This is a genomic window from Streptomyces sp. NPDC001002 (genome assembly GCF_053599215.1).
In genome coordinates this window covers 63,875-81,604 of sequence record NZ_JBSFLV010000035.1, presented here as the reverse complement: position 1 = coordinate 81,604, position 17,730 = coordinate 63,875, and the positions used below count along the sequence as shown (strand labels likewise).

At 70.2% G+C, this 17,730-nt stretch carries 15 protein-coding genes; 5 read left to right on the top strand and 10 right to left on the bottom strand.

The genetic code is table 11. The features are described from left to right. Nucleotides 1-108: 108 nt before the first annotated feature. Both ACWDR3_RS18245 and ACWDR3_RS18240 read right to left on the bottom strand, forming a co-directional pair. Nucleotides 109-240 carry a hypothetical protein gene (locus ACWDR3_RS18245; protein ID WP_123997543.1) on the bottom strand — a complete coding sequence of 44 codons (132 nt, stop codon included), beginning with the start codon at nucleotides 238-240 and terminating at the stop codon, nucleotides 109-111. A gap of 245 nt (nucleotides 241-485) precedes the next feature. Next, a complete protein-coding gene (locus ACWDR3_RS18240) occupies nucleotides 486-1,397 on the bottom strand; it encodes a LysR family transcriptional regulator (protein WP_450353497.1) in 912 nt (303 codons plus the stop codon). A 41-nt stretch (nucleotides 1,398-1,438) separates the two neighbouring features. Here ACWDR3_RS18240 and ACWDR3_RS18235 point away from each other — a divergent pair, with 41 nt between their 5' ends. Next, nucleotides 1,439-2,479, top strand: coding sequence for an NADP-dependent oxidoreductase (locus tag ACWDR3_RS18235; RefSeq protein WP_450353496.1), 1,041 nt, complete (start codon nucleotides 1,439-1,441; stop codon nucleotides 2,477-2,479). Between the two features lie 31 nt (nucleotides 2,480-2,510). On the opposite strand, the gene pruA is transcribed toward ACWDR3_RS18235, so the two are convergent. Further along, nucleotides 2,511-4,142, bottom strand: a complete 1,632-nt coding sequence (gene pruA, locus ACWDR3_RS18230; RefSeq protein WP_450353495.1) for an L-glutamate gamma-semialdehyde dehydrogenase — start codon at nucleotides 4,140-4,142, stop codon at nucleotides 2,511-2,513. Nucleotides 4,143-4,221: 79 nt separating this feature from the next. After that, complete coding sequence (locus ACWDR3_RS18225) at nucleotides 4,222-5,148, bottom strand: proline dehydrogenase family protein (protein WP_450353494.1); 927 nt, start codon at nucleotides 5,146-5,148, stop codon at nucleotides 4,222-4,224. A gap of 129 nt (nucleotides 5,149-5,277) precedes the next feature. Between ACWDR3_RS18225 and ACWDR3_RS18220 the strand changes: the two genes are divergently transcribed. Together ACWDR3_RS18220 and ACWDR3_RS18215 are read left to right on the top strand one after the other, a co-directional pair. Continuing rightward, nucleotides 5,278-6,546: a PucR family transcriptional regulator gene (locus ACWDR3_RS18220; protein WP_450353493.1), complete on the top strand. Its 1,269-nt coding sequence runs from the start codon at nucleotides 5,278-5,280 to the stop codon at nucleotides 6,544-6,546. A gap of 2 nt (nucleotides 6,547-6,548) precedes the next feature. Beyond that, the gene (locus tag ACWDR3_RS18215) at nucleotides 6,549-7,220 is read left to right on the top strand and encodes an HAD family hydrolase (RefSeq protein ID WP_450353492.1); all 672 of its coding nucleotides are present in this window, start codon (nucleotides 6,549-6,551) and stop codon (nucleotides 7,218-7,220) included. A 9-nt stretch (nucleotides 7,221-7,229) separates the two neighbouring features. Here ACWDR3_RS18215 and pdxR read toward each other — a convergent pair whose 3' ends face one another. Further along, nucleotides 7,230-8,645, bottom strand: a complete 1,416-nt coding sequence (gene pdxR, locus ACWDR3_RS18210; RefSeq protein ID WP_450353491.1) for a MocR-like pyridoxine biosynthesis transcription factor PdxR — start codon at nucleotides 8,643-8,645, stop codon at nucleotides 7,230-7,232. A 47-nt stretch (nucleotides 8,646-8,692) separates the two neighbouring features. Between pdxR and ACWDR3_RS18205 the strand changes: the two genes are divergently transcribed. Then, entirely contained in the window at nucleotides 8,693-9,952 is a 1,260-nt protein-coding gene (locus tag ACWDR3_RS18205; protein WP_450353490.1) for an MFS transporter, read from the top strand. On the opposite strand, the gene ACWDR3_RS18200 is transcribed toward ACWDR3_RS18205, so the two are convergent. Continuing rightward, nucleotides 9,909-10,490: a TetR/AcrR family transcriptional regulator gene (locus ACWDR3_RS18200; RefSeq protein WP_450353489.1), complete on the bottom strand. Its 582-nt coding sequence runs from the start codon at nucleotides 10,488-10,490 to the stop codon at nucleotides 9,909-9,911. The two genes, ACWDR3_RS18205 and ACWDR3_RS18200, sit on opposite strands and share 44 nt — an antisense overlap. A gap of 97 nt (nucleotides 10,491-10,587) precedes the next feature. Here ACWDR3_RS18200 and ACWDR3_RS18195 point away from each other — a divergent pair, with 97 nt between their 5' ends. Continuing rightward, nucleotides 10,588-12,093 (top strand): MFS transporter, encoded by a 1,506-nt coding sequence (locus ACWDR3_RS18195; RefSeq protein ID WP_450353488.1) that lies wholly within the window; start codon nucleotides 10,588-10,590, stop codon nucleotides 12,091-12,093. Between the two features lie 119 nt (nucleotides 12,094-12,212). On the opposite strand, the gene serA is transcribed toward ACWDR3_RS18195, so the two are convergent. The 4 genes from serA to ACWDR3_RS18175 form a co-directional block, all read right to left on the bottom strand. After that, complete coding sequence (serA, locus tag ACWDR3_RS18190) at nucleotides 12,213-13,802, bottom strand: phosphoglycerate dehydrogenase (protein ID WP_450353487.1); 1,590 nt, start codon at nucleotides 13,800-13,802, stop codon at nucleotides 12,213-12,215. A 233-nt stretch (nucleotides 13,803-14,035) separates the two neighbouring features. Beyond that, nucleotides 14,036-15,034 carry a ketol-acid reductoisomerase gene (ilvC, locus tag ACWDR3_RS18185; RefSeq protein ID WP_123997555.1) on the bottom strand — a complete coding sequence of 333 codons (999 nt, stop codon included), beginning with the start codon at nucleotides 15,032-15,034 and terminating at the stop codon, nucleotides 14,036-14,038. A 109-nt stretch (nucleotides 15,035-15,143) separates the two neighbouring features. After that, a complete protein-coding gene (gene ilvN / locus ACWDR3_RS18180; protein WP_123997556.1) occupies nucleotides 15,144-15,671 on the bottom strand; it encodes an acetolactate synthase small subunit in 528 nt (175 codons plus the stop codon). Nucleotides 15,672-15,691: 20 nt separating this feature from the next. Further along, nucleotides 15,692-17,548, bottom strand: coding sequence for an acetolactate synthase large subunit (locus ACWDR3_RS18175; RefSeq protein ID WP_450353486.1), 1,857 nt, complete (start codon nucleotides 17,546-17,548; stop codon nucleotides 15,692-15,694). Between the last annotated feature and the right edge of the window lie 182 nt (nucleotides 17,549-17,730).

The following is a 17,730-nucleotide window of genomic DNA, read 5'->3' as shown; positions in this document are numbered from 1 at the left end:
GGGCGGAACCCCGGGGTTACGCCTCGCCAAGAGCCCGATCAGCTTCATCGACGGCTCCCGGCTCGCGGGCGCGCGCTCAGGAGCAGCGCCCGGAAGATCTGCGTCGGCTCAGTGGCCCGTCTCGCCGCCGTTGTCCCGGCGGTCGAGGGCGCGCTGGAGTGCGGCGGCGGCGTTCTTGCGGTCGGACTCGCTCGTGCGGGACGTGTGACGGACTCGGCGGCGTGCGGTCGTCTCGGCCATGAGAAATCGACTCCTTCGACATCAACGGAGTTCGGGAATGGGGGGATTCGAGACGCCGGATGGGGCGACGGAGCAATGGACCACAGGGGTTGCCTGCACGGTGTCCGGCTCACGACCGCCATTCGCTTGATCGAGCGAGACGTTCGGCTCCTACAAAGTTAAGTGAGGAGGGCCGGTCTGTCTCCACAATTAGTCGGACTTCCTACTATCTGAGACGGCGGATTGGGTGACACGTCGCTGACCTGCTATTTCTTCCCGGCCCGCAGTTCGCGCACGAGGGCCCACACGGCGGCCGTGGTCGCGAGTTCGGGAGTGGTCACATAGCCGACCGTCCGGGTCGGCCGCTCCGCCCCGAGATCGGTGATCTCGACCGAGGGCGGCGCTCCGGTGAGCGACAGCCTGGGCATGATCGCCATCCCGAACCCGCTGCCCACCATCGACAGCACCGCCCCGTCGTCCTCCGCGCGCACGCTCGCCGCCGGGATCCAGTCCTGCGCGGCCCACCACGCGCGCGTGTAGGACGAGCAGTTCTCGGCCCAGTCGACCAACGGCAGCGAGCGCGGCGCCGGATGACCGGCCGGGTGCACGAGCGCGTAGGGCTCTTCCAGGAGTACGTCACCCACCAGCTCCGGCGGGATCGGCGAGCCGGTGCCGATGGTCGCGATGCCGAGGTCGGCACGGCCCTGGGCCACCTCACCGGCGGTGCCAGGACCGATCTCGCGGACCACCCGCACGGTCGGCTCGATCGCCGGGTGCGCGGCGGTGAGCCGTTCCAGCACGGGCGGCAGCAGATGCAGGGCCGCGCTCCGGAAGGCGGCGATGCGGAGCGGCCCGCCGACGACGCCCGCCCCAAGTCCTGTACCCGGCCCTGTCCGCGTCCCCCTGGTCTCGGCGACCATCACCTCCAGCAGCCGCAGCACGCGCCGCGCGTGCGCGACGGCCCGGGCACCGGCGGGCGTGGGCCGGGCCCCATAGCGTCCGCGCTCGAACAGCACGACGCCCAGCTTCCGTTCGATCCCGCGCACGGAGTGTGAGACGGCGGACTGGGTGCTCCCGAGCGGTATCGCGGCGGCCGAGAAGCCGCCCTCGTCGGCCACGGCGACCAGCGTCCTCAGCTCCTGCGGCGCGAGATCGACCGTACCGTCCACCTGGGCCACCACCTGCCACTATGCGAGCGGCTCATGGATCCGCCCGTCCCATGAACCCAACCCCCTGCCCCCGTCGGCCATTCCTCCCTACGGTCGCCCCCATGACCGCCCTCACCGTGCACCAGACGTCCCGCCCGACCGGCTTCCCGACTCCCAACCACTTCCGCTTCACCGAGTCGCCCGTCCCCTCCCCCGCGCCCGGCACGGCCGTGGTCGAGAACCTCTACTGGTCGGTCGACCCCTACCACCGCGAAATGATGGACGGGGACTTCGAGTTGAACGCCCCGCTGGAGGGCCGCGCACTGGGCCGCGTCATCGCCTCGCGCGAACCGTCCCTGCCCGAGGGCGAGATCGTCTTCCACCGCAAGGGCTGGCGGACCCACTCGGTGGTGTCACCGGCCGAGGTGAGACGGCTCCCGCGACACGAAGGCGTGCCCCTCTCCGCGTACTTGAGCGTCCTCGGCGGCACGGGCCTGACGGCGTACGTCGGCCTCACCCGGATCGCGCGACTCCGCGAGGGCGACGACGTGTTCGTCTCCGCGGCGGCGGGCGGAGTCGGCACGGCGACCGGCCGCTTCGCCCGACTGCTGGGCGCGGGCCGCCTGATCGGCAGCGCGGGCTCGACGGAGAAGGTGAACTACCTGACGGAACAGGTGGGTTACGACGAGGCCTTCGACTACCACTCGGGTCCCGTGGCCGAGCTCCTCAGCAAGGCGGCCCCGGACGGCATCGATCTCTTCGTCGACAACGTCGGTGGCGACCATCTGGGCGCGGCGGTGGGCGCGTTGCGCGATCGCGGGCGGGTCGTACGCATCGGCACGGTCGGCCAGTACAACACGCCGGACGCACCGGCCGTGCTGTTCAACCACGCCGACGTCGTGGAGAAGAGCCTGCGCATCGAGGGCTTCCTGGTGCGCGACTACACCGATGTGCAGGAGGAGTTGTACGAGTTCGCCGTACCGCGCCTGCTGGACGGGTCCCTCGCGCTCGACGAGACGGTGGTCGACGGCTTCGAGCGGATCGTGGAGGCATTCCTGCTGATGCTGCGGGGCGGCAACACGGGCAAGACATTGGTGCGGACCGGGTCCTGAAGGACCCGGCCCGATCACGTGCGGGATGGGGTCAGCCCATGTGCGGGTACCCGTAGTCGGTGGGCGCGACCAGCGTCTCCTTGATGGCGCGGGTCAGGGTCCAGCGCATCAGGTTCTGCGGCGCGCCGGCCTTGTCGTTGGTGCCGGAGGCGCGACCGCCGCCGAAGGGCTGCTGGCCGACGACAGCGCCGGTCGACTTGTCGTTGATGTAGAAGTTGCCGGCCGCGTAGCGCAGCTTCTCCATCGTGTAGGCCGCCGCCGCACGGTCGTTGGAGATGACCGAGCCCGTCAGCGCGTAATCGGAGACCGACTCCATCTGGGTCAGCATCTCGTCGTAGTTCTCGTCCTCGTAGACGTGCACGGCGAGGAACGGGCCGAAGTACTCGGTGCGGAAGACCTCGTTGTCGGGGTCGCTGCACTCGACGACGGTCGGACGGACGAAGTAACCGACCGAGTCGTCGTACGAACCGCCCGCGACGATCGTGCAGTTGGGGTCCGCCTTCGCGCGGTCGATGGCCGCCTTGTTCTTGGCGAACGCGCGCTCGTCGATGACCGCGCCGATGAAGTTGGCGAGGTCGGTGACATCACCCATGGTCAGGTAGTCGACCTCGGCCGCGAACTCCTCCTTGAAGCCGGAGTTCCAGATGGAGGCCGGGATGTACGCGCGCGAGGTGGCGCTGCACTTCTGACCCTGGTACTCGAAGGCGCCACGGGTCAGCGCCGTCTTCAGGACCGCCCGGTCCGCGCTCGGGTGGGCGACGAGGAAGTCCTTGCCGCCGGTCTCGCCGACCAGGCGCGGGTAGGAGCGGTACTTCTCGATGTTGGTGCCGACCGTCTTCCACAGGTACTGGAAGGTCTTGGTGGACCCGGTGAAGTGGATGGCGGCGAGGTCGCGGTGCTCAAGCGCCACCTTCGACACCTCGATGCCGTCGCCGGTGACGAGGTTGATGACGCCCTTGGGCAGCCCCGCCTCCTCCAGCAACTGGAGGAGCAGCACGGCCGCGTGGGTCTGCGTCGGGGAGGGCTTCCAGACCACGACATTGCCCATGAGGGCGGGCGCGGTCGGCAGGTTGCCCGCGATCGCCGTGAAGTTGAAGGGCGTGATCGCGTAGACGAAGCCTTCGAGCGGGCGGTGGTCGAGCCGGTTCCAGACGCCCGGGGAGTTCGCCGGGGGCTGCTCGGCGAGCAGGTCGCGGGCGTACTTGACGTTGAAGCGCCAGAAGTCGACGAGCTCGCAGGGACAGTCGATCTCGGCCTGCTGGGCGGTCTTGGACTGACCGAGCATGGTGGAGGCGGCGAGGGTCTCGCGCCAGGGGCCGGAGAGCAGTTCGGCGGCGCGCAGGATGATCGCGGCGCGGTCGTCGAAGGCCATCGCGCGCCAGGCGGGCGCGGCGGCGAGGGCCGCGTCGATCGCGTCCTGGGCGTCGGCCTGGGTGGCGTTGGCGTAAGTGCCGAGCCGTGCCTTGTGGTTGTGCGGCTGGACGACGTCGACGCGCTCGCCGCCGCCCATCCGCCGCTCGCCACCGATGGTCATCGGCAGGTCGATCGGGTTCTCGGCCAGCTCCTTGAGCTTGGCCTCAAGCCGGGCCCGCTCGGGCGAACCGGGGGCGTAGCCGTGCACCGGCTCGTTGACGGGGGTGGGGACCTGGGTCACAGCGTCCATGAGATCCGTAACTCCTTGTACGTGAGCGGGTGTTGGGGTCAATCCCTGGTCGGCCTCGGTCGGCCTCGATCGGCCTCGGTCAGCCCTTGGTGAGGGTCGAGCGGGCGAAGAAGAGGAGGTTGGCGGGCTTCTCGGCGAGGCGGCGCATGAAGTACCCGTACCAGTCCGTGCCATAGGCGGTGTAGACGCGCATGCGGTGGCCCTCGGCGGCGAGGCGCAGGTGCTCGTCGCTCCTGATTCCGTACAGCATCTGGAACTCGTACTCGTCGAGCTTGCGGCCGGCGCGCCGGGCGAGTTCCTGGGCGATGGAGATGAGGCGCGGGTCGTGGGACCCGATCATCGGGTAGCCGGAACCCTCCATCAGGATCCGCAGAATCCGGACATACGCCTTGTCGATCTCGTGTTTCTGCTGGTAGGCGACCTCGGCGGGCTCCTTGTAGGCGCCCTTCACCACCCGCACCCGGCTGCCGGCCTCGGCGAGGCGGCGGGCGTCGGTCTCGGTGCGGAAGAGGTAGGCCTGGATGACGCAGCCGGTCTGCGGGAAGTCCTTCCGCAGCTCCTCGTGGATCGCGAACATCGAATCGAGGGTGGTGTGGTCCTCGGCGTCGAGCGTGACGGTCGTACCGATGGCGGCGGCGGCCTCGACGACGGGCCGGACGTTGGCGAGGGCGAGTTCATGACCGCCGGGCAGCGCCTGTCCGAACATCGACAGCTTGATGGACATCTCGGCCCGCGTGCCCAGCTCCAGCTCCTTGAGCCGGTCGACGAGCGTCAGATAGGCGTCGCGGGCGGCGGCGGCCTGCTCGGGGGTGGTGATGTCCTCGCCGACGACGTCCATCGTCAGCTCAAGACCCTTGTCGGTGAGGTCCTTGATGATCGGCACGATCTCGTCGACGGTCTCACCGGGGATGAAGCGGTCGACGACCTGCTTGGTCACCGGCGCCGCCGAGATCAGGCGTCGCATCCGATCGCTGCGCGAGGCGGCGAGAATCACGGGACCCAGCACGGGGCACCTCCACAGAACCAGCAGACAGGACCACCGTGAAACCTAGGGTTCCCTCCGATCGTCGACCATCGACAGCTGTCACGCATCCGTGCCGCAGATCTCAGACAGATGTATGAAGGCACGGCGAGAATGCGGGAGAATGCCCGGGTGACATCCGATTCCACCGGTGACTACCAGGAGCTGGTCGACGAGATCTCGGAGCTCCTCGGCGCCCCGGCGACCCTGGAGAACCGCGACTTCGAGCTGATCGCCTTCGGTACGTACGACAGTGAGGGCGACCTCGACGCGTCCGCGCTGGACCCCGTGCGCACCCGTTCGATCCTGACCCGGCGCTCCACGGCCACGGTCCGCACGTGGTTCGAGGGCTTCGGCATCACCCGCGCCACCGGGCCGGTCCGCATCCCGCGCACCCCCGAGGCGGGGGTCTATCGCGGGCGGATCTGCCTCCCCGTCCGCCACCGCGGTGTCGTCCTCGGCTATGTCTGGCTCCTGGAGGACGAACCAGGACCCACCGAGGACCAGCTGACGGCGGCCATGCGGGTGACCGTCCGGATCGGCGACCTGCTGGCCGACGAGGCGCAGCACGGGGCGGACCTGACCCGGGAGCTGCGCGCGGTACTGACGGCGGAGCGCGGCTGGCAGCTGGACATGGCGGTGGCGGAGCTGCGTACGGGGCTGGGGGCACGCGCCGAGTCCCGCTACGCGGTGGTCTGCGTGACCCCGTGGCCCTACGCCGACCCGAACGACGCCCCCTCGGTCCGTACGGTGCCGGGGGCGACGGCCCTCTGCACGATGCCGTGGGGAGCGACGGCCACGTCCCTGGCCCTCCTCGTCCGCCTGCGGACGGCCGACCTGCTGACTCCGGCGACGTCGGCGGCGGGCCGCTTGCTGGAACAGGCGGGGCAGGCACGGCAGGTGGGACAGGCGGGGGCGGCAGGGCAGGCAGGGGCCGCAACGGCGTCCACCGGGGGGCCGGGGGCAGCACCGGGCGCCGCCGCCGGAGTCGCACCCCTCCGCGCCGGGCTCGTCGAACTGGGCGCGGCCTGGCGACAGGCGTCGGCCGCCGCCCGAGCGGCCCTCGCGGAACCCCGCCTCGGCCCGATCGCCGAGTGGTCGTCCATCGGCCCGTACCGCCTGCTGACCGCCCTGCCCGCCGAGGCGGCCCACGACCCCGCTGTACGCGACCTCCTCTCCCCCGCCCACCGCGAACTGGCCCGCACGGCGGAGATCTACCTCGACTGCGCGGGCCAGGCGGGCCGCACCGCAGCGGAACTGGGTATCCACCGCCAGACCCTCTACTACCGGTTGTCCCGGGTGGAGCAGCTCACAGGGCTGGACCTGGACGACGGGGAGGACCGGCTGTTGCTGCACATGGGGTTGAAGGGGGCGAGGCTGTAGCCGTGCCCTTGCTGATGATCGACCTCGACAACACGCTCGTCGACCGCGACGCCGCGTTCCGCTCGGCGGCCGAGGCTTTCCTCACCGAGCACGCGCTGCCCACCGCCGACCTCGCCTGGCTGACGACCCTGGACGCGAGCGGGTACGCGCCTCGCGATGAGGTCGCCCGGGCCATGATCGAGCGATACGACGGAAACGGCGGCTACGGCGAATACGGCACCGAAGGCCTCGCGGCAGCCGTCCTTGCGCTGCTCGACGGGGGTGCCGCCGAGCGCGTGACCCTGTCCGACGCCACCCGTGACGCGCTCCGCGAGGCCGTTTCCGCGGGCTGGACCTGCGTGATCGTCAGCAACGGCCGGGTCGCCCAGCAGGAGACGAAGATCCGCCGCACCGGACTCGACCGGCTCGTGCACAGCTGGGTGATCTCCGAGGCGGTCGGCCGGAAGAAGCCCGCACCGGAGATCTTCCACGCGGCGGCGGACATCGTCGGGGCGTCCCTGAACGGCGCCTGGATGATCGGCGACTCCGCGCACGCCGACGTTCTCGGGGCATCGGGTGTGGGCGTGCCCAGCGTCTGGGTGTCGGGCGGACGGTCGTGGACGGAAGCGGGGTACGGGCCTACGCGGGTCGCACCGGATGCCGCGACCGCAGTCCGTCAACTGCTTGCCCACTGACGCCGTCCGTCAACTCCTCGTCGGCTGAAGCAGATCCGCCACCGCGGTGACGCCCTCCTCGATCCCACGGTCCGTCACATTCCCGAAGCCCAGGACGAGTTGGGGCGGATCCGTCGCCCCCGAGGTCCGGCACGCGCTCATGCCGTACAGGCCGACTCCTCGCGCGCGGGCCCGGGTCACGACCGTCTCCTCCTCCGTGTCCGGCGCGAGGTGGGCCACCGCGTGGAAGCCTGCCGCGAGGCCCGACAGGCGTACGGCCGGGGCGTGTTGGGCGAGGGCGTCGACCAGGGCGGTGCGGCGGGGCGCGTACAGGGTGCGCATGCGGCGCAGGTGGCGGTCGTAGCGGCCGGACTCGATCAGACGGGCGAGGGCGAGCTGGTCGAGGGTGGGTGAGCCGCGGTCGGCGATGTTCTTGAGGTCGGTGAGCGGTTCGGTGAGCGCGGGTGGGGACAGCAGCCAGCCGATGCGCAGGGCGGGGGCCAGGGACTTGCTCACCGTGCCGATGGAGATCACCCGGTCGGCCGCCAACCCCTGGATGGCGCCGACGGGTTCGCGGTCGTAGCGGAACTCCGCGTCGTAGTCGTCCTCGATGACGTACGCGTCCCTGCGTGCCGCCCACTCGACCAACTCGTGCCTGCGCTCCGGCGCGAGCACTACCCCCGTCGGCCATTGGTGAGCCGGGGTCACGATCACCGCGCGGGCTCCGGTGGCGTCCAACTCCCTTACATCGAGGCCCGCTTCGTCGACCGGCACGGGGACCGCCACCAGGCCCGCCGCGTCCGCCGCCGCCCTCGCCGTGGCCGGGCCGCCCGGGTCCTCGTACGCCACGGCCCGTACGCCGGCCCGGGCCAGGACGCGCAGGGTCAGGGCGAGGCCCTGGGCGTAGCCGGAGCAGACGAGGGTGTGCGCGGGGTCGGCGGCGGCTCCGCGCACCCGGCGCAGATAGCCGGCCACGATCTCGCGCAGGGCCGAACTCCCGCGCGGATCCCCGTAGTCGAGGTCCGCGACCGGCATGGCGCGGGCCGCTTCCCTGGTCGCCCACAGCCAGTCCGCGACCGGGAAGGAGCCGAGGTCGGGGACGCCGTGGCGGAAGTCGACGCGGGGGTGGGGGGACGGATTACGGCTCGGCGCCTCGGGGGTCTGCTTCACCTGCGCGCAGGCCGCCACGCGGGTGGCCGAGCCGACCCGGGTCACCAGGTAGCCCTCGGCCTGGAGTTGGGCGTAGCAGTCCTGCACGAGGCCGCGGGACAGGCCCAGTTCGCGGGCGAGTTCACGGGAGGACGGGAGACGTTCGCCGGCCTGCAGCCGGCCCGAGCGGATGGCGTCCCGCAACTGCCGCTCCACCTGCGCGCACAACCGCTCCCCGCCGTCCCGGTCGACGGACAGGAGCAACTCGGGCGACAAACCGGCCCACTGCAGTGGCATGGAATTGGAGCTTACCGGCGATCCGGTCCGTCTCTAACGTCATTGGCATGACGACCTCGCCGAACACCCCGCCCCCGGCCTCGATGGACGCCCCGGCCCCGGCGCCCGTCCGCCCGCCCCTGCTCAGCCGCCCCCTCCTCCTCCGCTTCGTCAGCATGATCGGCGCGAGTCTCAGCTTCTTCCTGCTGCTGTCGGTGGTGCCCGCCTACGCGGCCGAGGCGGGCGGCGGAGGTGCGGCGGGCCTGGCCACGGGCTCCCTGATGGCGGCCACGGTTCTCGGCGAACTGATCACCCCGAGGCTCGTCGCGCGCTTCGGCTACCGCGTGACCCTGATGGCCGGCCTCTTCCTGCTCGGCGCCCCCGCCCTGGTGCTGACCGTCTCCGGAAACGTGGCCTGGATCGTGGCCGTGTGCCTCGTCCGCGGACTCGGTTTCGCGCTCACGATCGTCGCGGGCGGCGCCCTGACCGCCACGCTGATCCCGGCCGAACGCCGGGGCGAGGGGCTGGCGTTGGTGGGTGTGGTATCCGGCGTGCCGTCGCTGATCGCGCTGCCGCTGGGCCTGTGGCTGGTCACGCACGCCGGGTACACGACGGTCGCCGTTATCGGCGGCGCCGCCTCACTCGCGGCGATCGTCTCCGTACTCGGACTGCCGGACCGGCAGCCGAAGTCGGAGGAATCGGTAGGGGTGTTCAAGGGACTGCGCACGGGCGCCCTGCTCCGGCCCGTCATCGTCTTCGCGGCCACCGCGACGGCCGCCGGAATCCTGGTCACCTTCCTGCCGCTGGCCGTCCCGTCGGCGTCCGCCGGGGTGGTCGCGGTGGCCCTGTTCGTGCAGCCCGCGTCCTCGACCCTGTTCCGCTGGATCTCGGGCCGCTACGGCGACCGGCACGGCAGCGCCCGGCTCGTCCTGCCCGGCCTGCTCCTGTCCGCGGCCGGCCTGCTGATCACCGCCGCGACCGGCAGCGCGATCGCCGTCGTCGCGGGCGCCGCCGTCTTCGGAGCCGGCTTCGGCCTCGCCCAGAACGCCACCCTGACCCTGATGTACGCCCGCGTCTCCGCCTCCTCCTACGGCACGGTCAGCGCACTGTGGAACCTCGCCTACGACGGCGGCATGGGCGTAGGCGCGGCGGGCTTCGGTGTCCTCGCGGGCGTCACCGGGTACCCGTGGGCGTTCGCCGTGACGGCCCTGCTGATGCTGGGCGCGCTGGCCCCGGCGCTGCGCGACCGCCGGATCACCGGCGCCCCCACCGCCGACGGCACCGCTACCGCCGTACGCCCTCCAGTACTTGACGCAGACCCTCGGTGAGCCGTTCGGCGTCCGGGGCGGTCTTCGGGTCGAAGGTCCATTGCGCGATGAGGCCCGTGATCAGCGTCATGTAGAAGCCGCCGAGGGAGTCCGCGGTCTCGTCGGAGACCTCCTCCTCGGGCACGCTCGTCATCAGCGCGACCATGCCCCGCCCGCCCTCGCGCTGGGCCCGGGTCAACTGGTCGCGCACCTCGGGCATCTTGTCGCCCATGGTCATGACCTCCATGCCGAGCCGCCACATCGAACCGGGCTCGCTCATGGTGGAGACGATGTTCGAGAACACCGCACGGAACCGCTCCAGCGAACCGGGCTCGCCGACCGCCTCCCCTCCGTCGGCCCCTTCGAAGCCGTCGGCCGTCCGCTCCACCAGCGCGAGGTAGGCCTGCGCGAGCAGCGCGTCCTTCGAGCCGTAGTGGTAGCCGATGGACGCCAGGTTGGTCCCCGACTCCTTCACGATGTCGCGCGCCGTCGTCCGCGCGAACCCCTTCTCCAACAGGCAGCGCTTGGCGCCTTCGAGCAGATCCTCACGGTGTCCCATGTCCGCCACCCTACCCCGGATCCATACAACCGTCCCAGACACGCGAATTACACAATCGTTCTAGACAAGCGTTTAAGACGCCCGTACAGTTCCTGGCATGACAACGACTCCCGCAACTCCCGTACGTGCAGGCCGCCGTGAATGGACCGCGCTGGGCGTGCTGATGCTCCCGCTGCTGCTGGTCTCGATGGACGTCTCGGTCCTCTACTTCGCCATCCCGTCGATCAGCGCCGACCTCGAACCCAGCGGCACCCAGCAGCTGTGGATCTTCGACATCTACGCGTTCGTCCTGGCCGGCCTGCTGATGACGATGGGCTCGATCGGCGACCGCATAGGCCGCCGCAGGCTCCTGCTGATCGGCGCCGCCGCCTTCGGCACCGCCTCCCTGATCGCGGCCTACGCGAACAGCGCCGAGACCCTCATCGCGGCCCGCGCGGTCCTCGGCCTCGGCGGCGCGACCCTGATGCCGTCGACCATGGCGCTGATCCGCACGATGTTCACGGACTCCGGCCAGCGCGCGAAGGCGATCGGCCTGTGGTCCGGCGTGATGACCGCAGGGATCGCGCTCGGCTCGGTGCTCAGCGGCGTACTCGTCCAGTACTTCTGGTGGGGCTCGGTCTTCCTGATCAACCTGCCGGCCATGGCGCTGCTGCTGGTCATCGGCCCGTTCCTGCTCCCCGAGTCCAAGGACCCCAACCCCGGCCGCTTCGACTGGCCGAGCGTCCCCCTCTCGATGGCCGCCGTGCTCCCCGTCATCTACGGCCTCAAGGAGATCCCGTCCGAGGGTTGGCACATCCAGTACGTCGCCTCGATCGCCGTCGGCCTGCTCTTCGCGGCCCTCTTCGTCCACCGCCAGCGCACCGCGGCCTCGCCGATGATCGACCGGGTCCTGTTCCGCGGTCGCGGCTTCGCGCCCTCGGTCGTCCTCAACCTCATCGCCTCGTTCGCCATGATGGGCTCGGCGTACTTCACCACGCAGTACCTGCAGTCGGTGCTCGACAAGAGCGCGATGGAGGCGGCCCTGTGGGCACTGCTCCCCTCGGTGCCGATCGGCATGGCGGCCCCCCTGGCGACGAGCCTCGTCCAGAAAGGCGTCAACCGCGCCTACGTCGTCACCGCGGGCTTCTCGATCGGCGCGGCCGGCTACGCCCTCCTGTCGCTCGCCGGCACCGACTCTCTCTGGCTCGTCCTGATCGCCTGCGGCGTCCTCGCCTCCGGCATCGTCATGGTCATCTCCCAGATCACCGACCTCGCGATGAGCAGCGCGCCGGTGGAGCGGGCGGGCTCGGCGTCCTCACTGATGGAGACGGGCGCGGAGTTCGGCGGCGCGCTCGGCATGGCGGTCCTCGGCTCCATCGGTACGGCCATCTACCGCCACGACATTCCGAGTTCGGCCCCGTCGGCGGCCCACGAGACGCTGGGCGGCGCACTGGCCATCGCCGGCCGACTGCCGGGGCACACGGGAGATGCCCTGGCCTCGGCGGCCCGCGAGGCGTTCACCAACGGGATGCAGGGGGCGTCGATCGCGGGGGCGGTACTGCTGGCGGGGGCGGGGGTGTTGGCGGCGGGGGCGCTGCGAAGGATTCGCGTGGATGACAACTGAGGGGCACGCAGAACGCCGGACGGGCTGACCAAGGTCAGCCCGTCCGGCGTTTGAGGACGAGGCCCGTTCAGGGCCGAAGCGGGGGCCTGGGGGCGGCAGCCCCCAGACCGACGGCCACCTCAGACCAGGTTCACCGAGCGGGCGAACGTCGCGCCGATCTCGACCTCGACCTCGCCCAACACCCCGGCGGGAACGGTGTCGTCGACCGTCAGGATGGCCAACGCCTCGCCGCCCGCGACGGACCGCGACACCTGCATGCCGGCGATGTTGATGCCGGACTCGCCGAAGATGCGGCCCACCGTGCCGACGACGCCGGGACGGTCCTCGTACCGCAGGACGACCATGTGGTCGGCGAGCGCGAGGTCGACGTCGTACTCGCCGACGGCCACGATCTTCTGGAGGTTCTTCGGGCCGGCCAGCGTGCCGGAGACGGAGACCTCCTCGCCGCTGCCGAGGGTGCCGCGCACGACGACCACGTTGCGGTGGTCGCTCGACTCCGAGCTGGTCGTCAGCCGCACCTCGACGCCGCGCTCCTGCGCGAACAGCGGGGCGTTGACGTACGACACCGTCTCGTCGACGACGTCCTCGAACACGCCCTTGAGCGCGGAGAGTTCGAGCACCTTGACGTCGTGCTGGGTGATCTCGCCGTAGACCTCGACGTCGAGGCGGACCGCGACCTCGCCGGCGAGCGCGGTGAAGATGCGGCCGAGGCGCTCGGCGAGCGGCAGGCCGGGCTTGACGTCCTCGGCGATGACACCGCCCTGCACGTTGACCGCGTCCGGGACCAACTCACCGGCGAGGGCGAGCCGTACGGAACGGGCCACTGCGATACCGGCCTTCTCCTGCGCCTCGTCCGTGGAGGCGCCGAGGTGCGGGGTGGCGACGACCTGGTCGAACTCGAAGAGCGGGGAGTCCGTGCAGGGCTCCTTCGCGTACACGTCGAGGCCGGCGCCGGCGACGCGGCCCTCCTTGAGCGCCGAGTACAGCGCTTCCTCGTCGACGATCCCGCCGCGCGCGGCGTTGACGATGCGCACGCTCGGCTTGACCTTGCGCAGGGCCTCGTCGCCGATCAGGCCGACGGTCTCCGGGGTCTTGGGCAGGTGGACGGTGATGAAGTCGGAGACCTCCAGCAACTCGTCCAGGGTCAGCACCTTGACGCCCATCTGCGCGGCCCGCGCGGGCTGCACGTAGGGGTCGTAGGCGACGACCTTCATGCCGAAGCCGGACATGCGCTGCGCGACGAGCGCACCGATGCGGCCGAGGCCGACGACACCGAGGGTCTTCTCGGCGAGTTCGACGCCCGTGTACTTGCTGCGCTTCCACTCGCCGTTCTTCAGCGCGGAGTTGGCCTGCGGGATGTGGCGGGCCGTGGCGAGGATGAGACCGCAGGCGAGTTCGGCGGCGGTCACGATGTTGGAGGTCGGGGCGTTGACGACCATCACGCCGGCCTTGGTGGCGGCGGAGACGTCGACGTTGTCGAGGCCGACGCCGGCTCGTGCGACGACCTTCAGCTTGTGCGCCGCGGCGACCGCCTCGGCGTCCACCTTGGTGGCGGAGCGGATGAGAATGGCGTCGACGTCGGCGATGGCCGGGAGCAGTTCGGCTCGATCCGCTCCGTTGCAGTGCCGGATCTCGAAGTCCGGGCCGAGCGCGTCCACGGTCGCCGGCGACAGCTCTTCAGCGATGAGTACGACAGGTTTCGAGCTCACGTGAGTCCTCACAAGTCCATTGCGTGCGGACGGCCGTCCCGACGGCCGCAGGCGGTGGAGGTACTGGCCGCGTTGGAGACGCACGACGCTGTGGGCCTGACGCGTATGTAGTACGGCAGTGTAGTGGCGCGGCGAACGGCGTCTTGCGCCTCTGCGGAAGGATCACCCGTCCGTGATCGGACGGGTTGGACAAAGGGGCCGGAGCGCTCGCTCCAGCCCCTCGGCTCCAAGACTTACGCCTCTTCGTCGACCCAGCTCATCAGCTTGCGGAGCTGCTTACCCGTGGTCTCCAGGAGGGACTCCGCGTCCTTCTGCTTGTACTCGTTGTACTTCTTCAGGCCACCGTGGTACTCGGCCATCCACTCACGGGCGAACGACCCGTCCTGGATCTCCGCGAGGACCTGCTTCATCGTCGCCTTGGTCTCGTCCGTGATGATCCGCGGGCCGGTGACGTAGTCGCCCCACTCGGCGGTCTCGGAGATCGACCAGCGCATCTTCTCCAGGCCGCCCTCGTACATGAGGTCGACGATCAGCTTCAGCTCGTGCAGGCACTCGAAGTACGCGATCTCGGGCTGGTAACCGGCCTCGGTCAGCGTCTCGAAACCGGCCTTGACCAGCGCGGCCGTACCACCGCAGAGAACCGCCTGCTCACCGAACAGGTCGGTCTCGGTCTCCTCGGTGAAGGTCGTCTTGATGACGCCGGCGCGGGTGCCGCCGATGCCCTTGGCGTACGACAGCGCGAGCGCGAAGCCGTTGCCGGTCGCGTCCTGCTCGACGGCCGCGATACACGGAACGCCGCGGCCTTCCTCGTACTGGCGGCGCACGAGGTGGCCCGGGCCCTTGGGCGCGACCATGCAGACGTCGACGCCGGCCGGGGGCTTGATGAAGTCGAAGCGGATGTTCAGGCCGTGGCCGAAGAACAGCGCGTCGCCGTCGTTCAGGTTCGGGGCGATGTGCTCCTCGTAGACCTGGGCCTGGATCGGGTCCGGGACGAGGATCATGATGACGTCGGCCCAGGCGGAGGCCTCGGTCGGGTTGAGCACGGTCAGACCCTGCTCCTCGGCCTTGGCCTTGGACTTGGAGCCCTCGTGCAGGCCGACTCGGACGTCGACACCCGAGTCGCGCAGCGACAGCGCGTGGGCGTGGCCCTGGCTGCCGTATCCGATGACCGCGACCTTGCGGCCCTGGATGATGGACAGGTCGGCGTCGGCGTCGTAGAACAGCTCGGCCACTTTGGGTTCTCTCCTTGAGTGCAGGTGTTGCGTCCCACCGTATGACGGCGGGCGTCATCGAAGTCCGGGGGTCTCGGAATGCGGGCGGCCGGGCCGCCCGCACACCGTCTTACGCGGAGCGGTCCAGGGCGCGCAGCGAGCGGTCGGTGATGGAGCGCGCGCCCCGGCCGATCGCGATGGTGCCGGACTGGACCAGCTCCTTGATGCCGAACGGCTCCAGCATCTTGAGCATGGCGGACAGCTTCTCGTTGCTTCCGGTGGCCTCGATGGTGACGGCCTCCGGGGAGACGTCGACGGTCTTGGCGCGGAACAGCTGGACGATCTCGACGATCTGGGAGCGCGTCTCGTTGTCGGCGCGCACCTTCACCAGAACGAGTTCGCGCTGAACCGCCGAACCCGGCTCCAGTTCGACGATCTTCAGCACGTTGACGAGCTTGTTGAGCTGCTTGGTGACCTGTTCGAGGGGGAGTTCCTCGATCACGTTCACCACGATCGTGATGCGGGAGATGTCGGGGTGCTCGGTGACACCGACGGCGAGGGAGTCGATGTTGAATCCGCGCCGGGAGAACAGAGCGGTGATCCGGGCGAGGACACCGGGCTTGTTCTCGACGAGGACGGAGAGGGTGTGCTTGCTCATGGGTCTGACTCGGCTCTCTCTCAGTCGTCTTCGTTGTCGCCGAAGTCGGGGCGGACGTCCCGGGCGAACATGACCTCGTCGTTGGAGGTGCCGGCCGCGACCATCGGCCACACCATCGCGTCCTCGTGGACGATGAAGTCGACGACGACCGGGCGGTCGTTGATCGAGTTCGCCTCCTCGATCACCTTGTCGAGGTCGTCCGGGGACTCGCAGCGGATCGCGTAACAGCCCATCGCCTCCGACAGCTTGACGAAGTCGGGGACGCGCGTGCCGGCGCTCGGCTGCTTGCCGTCCGCGTCCGGGCCGCTGTGCAGCACGGTGTTGGAGTAGCGCTGGTTGTAGAAGAGGGTCTGCCACTGGCGGACCATCCCGAGGGCGCCGTTGTTGATGATGGCGACCTTGATCGGGATGTTGTTCAGGGCGCAGGTGGTGAGTTCCTGATTGGTCATCTGGAAGCAGCCGTCGCCGTCGATCGCCCAGACCGTCTGCTCCGGCGCGCCGGCCTTGGCGCCCATCGCGGCCGGGACCGCGTAGCCCATCGTCCCGGCGCCACCGGAGTTGAGCCAGGTCGCGGGCTTCTCGTACTGGATGTAGTGCGCGGCCCACATCTGGTGCTGGCCGACGCCCGCCGCGAAGATCGTGCCCTCCGGGGCGAGTTGGCCGATCCGCTCGATGACCTGCTGCGGGGAGAGCGAGCCGTTGTCGGGCTGCTCGTAGCCGAGCGGGTAGGTCTCGCGCCAGCGGTCGAGGTCCTTCCACCAGGCGCTGTAGTCGCCGGTGTGGCCGTCGCTGTGCTCCTTCTGCACGGCCTGGACCAGGTCGGCGATGACCTCGCGGGCGTCCCCGACGATGGGCACGTCGGCGGCGCGGTTCTTGCCGATCTCCGCGGGGTCGATGTCGGCGTGGACGATCTTCGCGTACGGGGCGAAGCTGTCCAGCTTGCCGGTGACGCGGTCGTCGAAGCGGGCTCCGAGGGCGACGATCAGGTCGGCCTTCTGCAGCGCGGTGACGGCGGTGACCGCACCGTGCATGCCCGGCATTCCCACGTGCAGCGGGTGGCTGTCGGGGAATGCGCCGAGCGCCATCAGTGTGGTGGTGACGGGCGCTCCGGTGAGTTCTGCGAGGACCTTCAGCTCGGCGGTGGCGTGGGCCTTGATGACGCCGCCGCCGACGTAGAGGACGGGCCGCTTGGCGGCGGTGATCAGCTTGGCGGCCTCGCGGATCTGCTTGGCGTGCGGCTTGGTCACCGGGCGGTAGCCGGGCAGGTCCGTGGCGGGCGGCCAGCTGAAGGTGGTGCGGGCCTGGAGGGCGTCCTTGGCGATGTCGACCAGGACCGGGCCCGGGCGGCCGGTGGAGGCGATGTGGAAGGCCTCCGCGATGGTCCGCGGGATGTCCTCGGCCTTGGTGACCAGGAAGTTGTGCTTGGTGATCGGCATCGTGATGCCGACGATGTCCGCTTCCTGGAAGGCGTCCGTGCCGATCGCCTTGGACGCGACCTGGCCGGTGATCGCCACGAGCGGCACCGAGTCCATGTGCGCGTCCGCGATCGGGGTGACCAGGTTGGTGGCGCCGGGTCCCGAGGTGGCCATGCAGACGCCGACCTTGCCGGTGGCCTGCGCGTAGCCGGTGGCCGCGTGCCCGGCGCCCTGCTCGTGGCGGACCAGGACGTGCCGGACCCGGGTGGAGTCCATCAGCGGGTCGTAGGCGGGAAGGATCGCACCGCCGGGAATGCCGAATACCGTGTCGGCCCCGACCTCCTCGAGAGAGCGGATGAGGGACTGCGCGCCCGTGACGTGCTCGGGTGCGGACTGGTGTCCTCCGGATCGGGGCCGCGGCTGCGGATGGTGGGCCCCGGTGGCCTGCTCGGTCATCGGCATTCTCTTCTCGATGCTGAGGGTTTTTGCGAGGTTTGTGCGGTGTTCAAGCGGTGTGCGACGGGCACTTGTGCAACAAAAAACCCCTCGTGCCGTAAGGCAAGCGAGGGGAGCGCGCCGGGAGTGTGTCGCTGGGAGTTCCGGGTCCGTCCGGAGGTCACCAGCTTCAGCCGACGCGCTTTCCA

Excerpts from the sequence above, each read along its gene's own strand:
- ACWDR3_RS18175 (WP_450353486.1), bottom strand. The coding sequence starts at position 17,548 with ATGCCGATGACCGAGCAGGCCACCGGGGCCCACCATCCGCAGCCGCGG.
- ilvN (WP_123997556.1), bottom strand. The coding sequence starts at position 15,671 with ATGAGCAAGCACACCCTCTCCGTCCTCGTCGAGAACAAGCCCGGTGTC.
- ACWDR3_RS18220 (WP_450353493.1), top strand. The coding sequence starts at position 5,278 with ATGCGGGAGAATGCCCGGGTGACATCCGATTCCACCGGTGACTACCAG.
- ACWDR3_RS18205 (WP_450353490.1), top strand. The coding sequence starts at position 8,693 with ATGACGACCTCGCCGAACACCCCGCCCCCGGCCTCGATGGACGCCCCG.
- pruA (WP_450353495.1), bottom strand. The coding sequence starts at position 4,142 with ATGGACGCTGTGACCCAGGTCCCCACCCCCGTCAACGAGCCGGTGCAC.
- ACWDR3_RS18245 (WP_123997543.1), bottom strand. The coding sequence starts at position 240 with ATGGCCGAGACGACCGCACGCCGCCGAGTCCGTCACACGTCCCGCACG.
- pdxR (WP_450353491.1), bottom strand. The coding sequence starts at position 8,645 with ATGCCACTGCAGTGGGCCGGTTTGTCGCCCGAGTTGCTCCTGTCCGTC.
- ACWDR3_RS18200 (WP_450353489.1), bottom strand. The coding sequence starts at position 10,490 with ATGGGACACCGTGAGGATCTGCTCGAAGGCGCCAAGCGCTGCCTGTTG.
- ACWDR3_RS18195 (WP_450353488.1), top strand. The coding sequence starts at position 10,588 with ATGACAACGACTCCCGCAACTCCCGTACGTGCAGGCCGCCGTGAATGG.
- ACWDR3_RS18235 (WP_450353496.1), top strand. The coding sequence starts at position 1,439 with ATGAACCCAACCCCCTGCCCCCGTCGGCCATTCCTCCCTACGGTCGCC.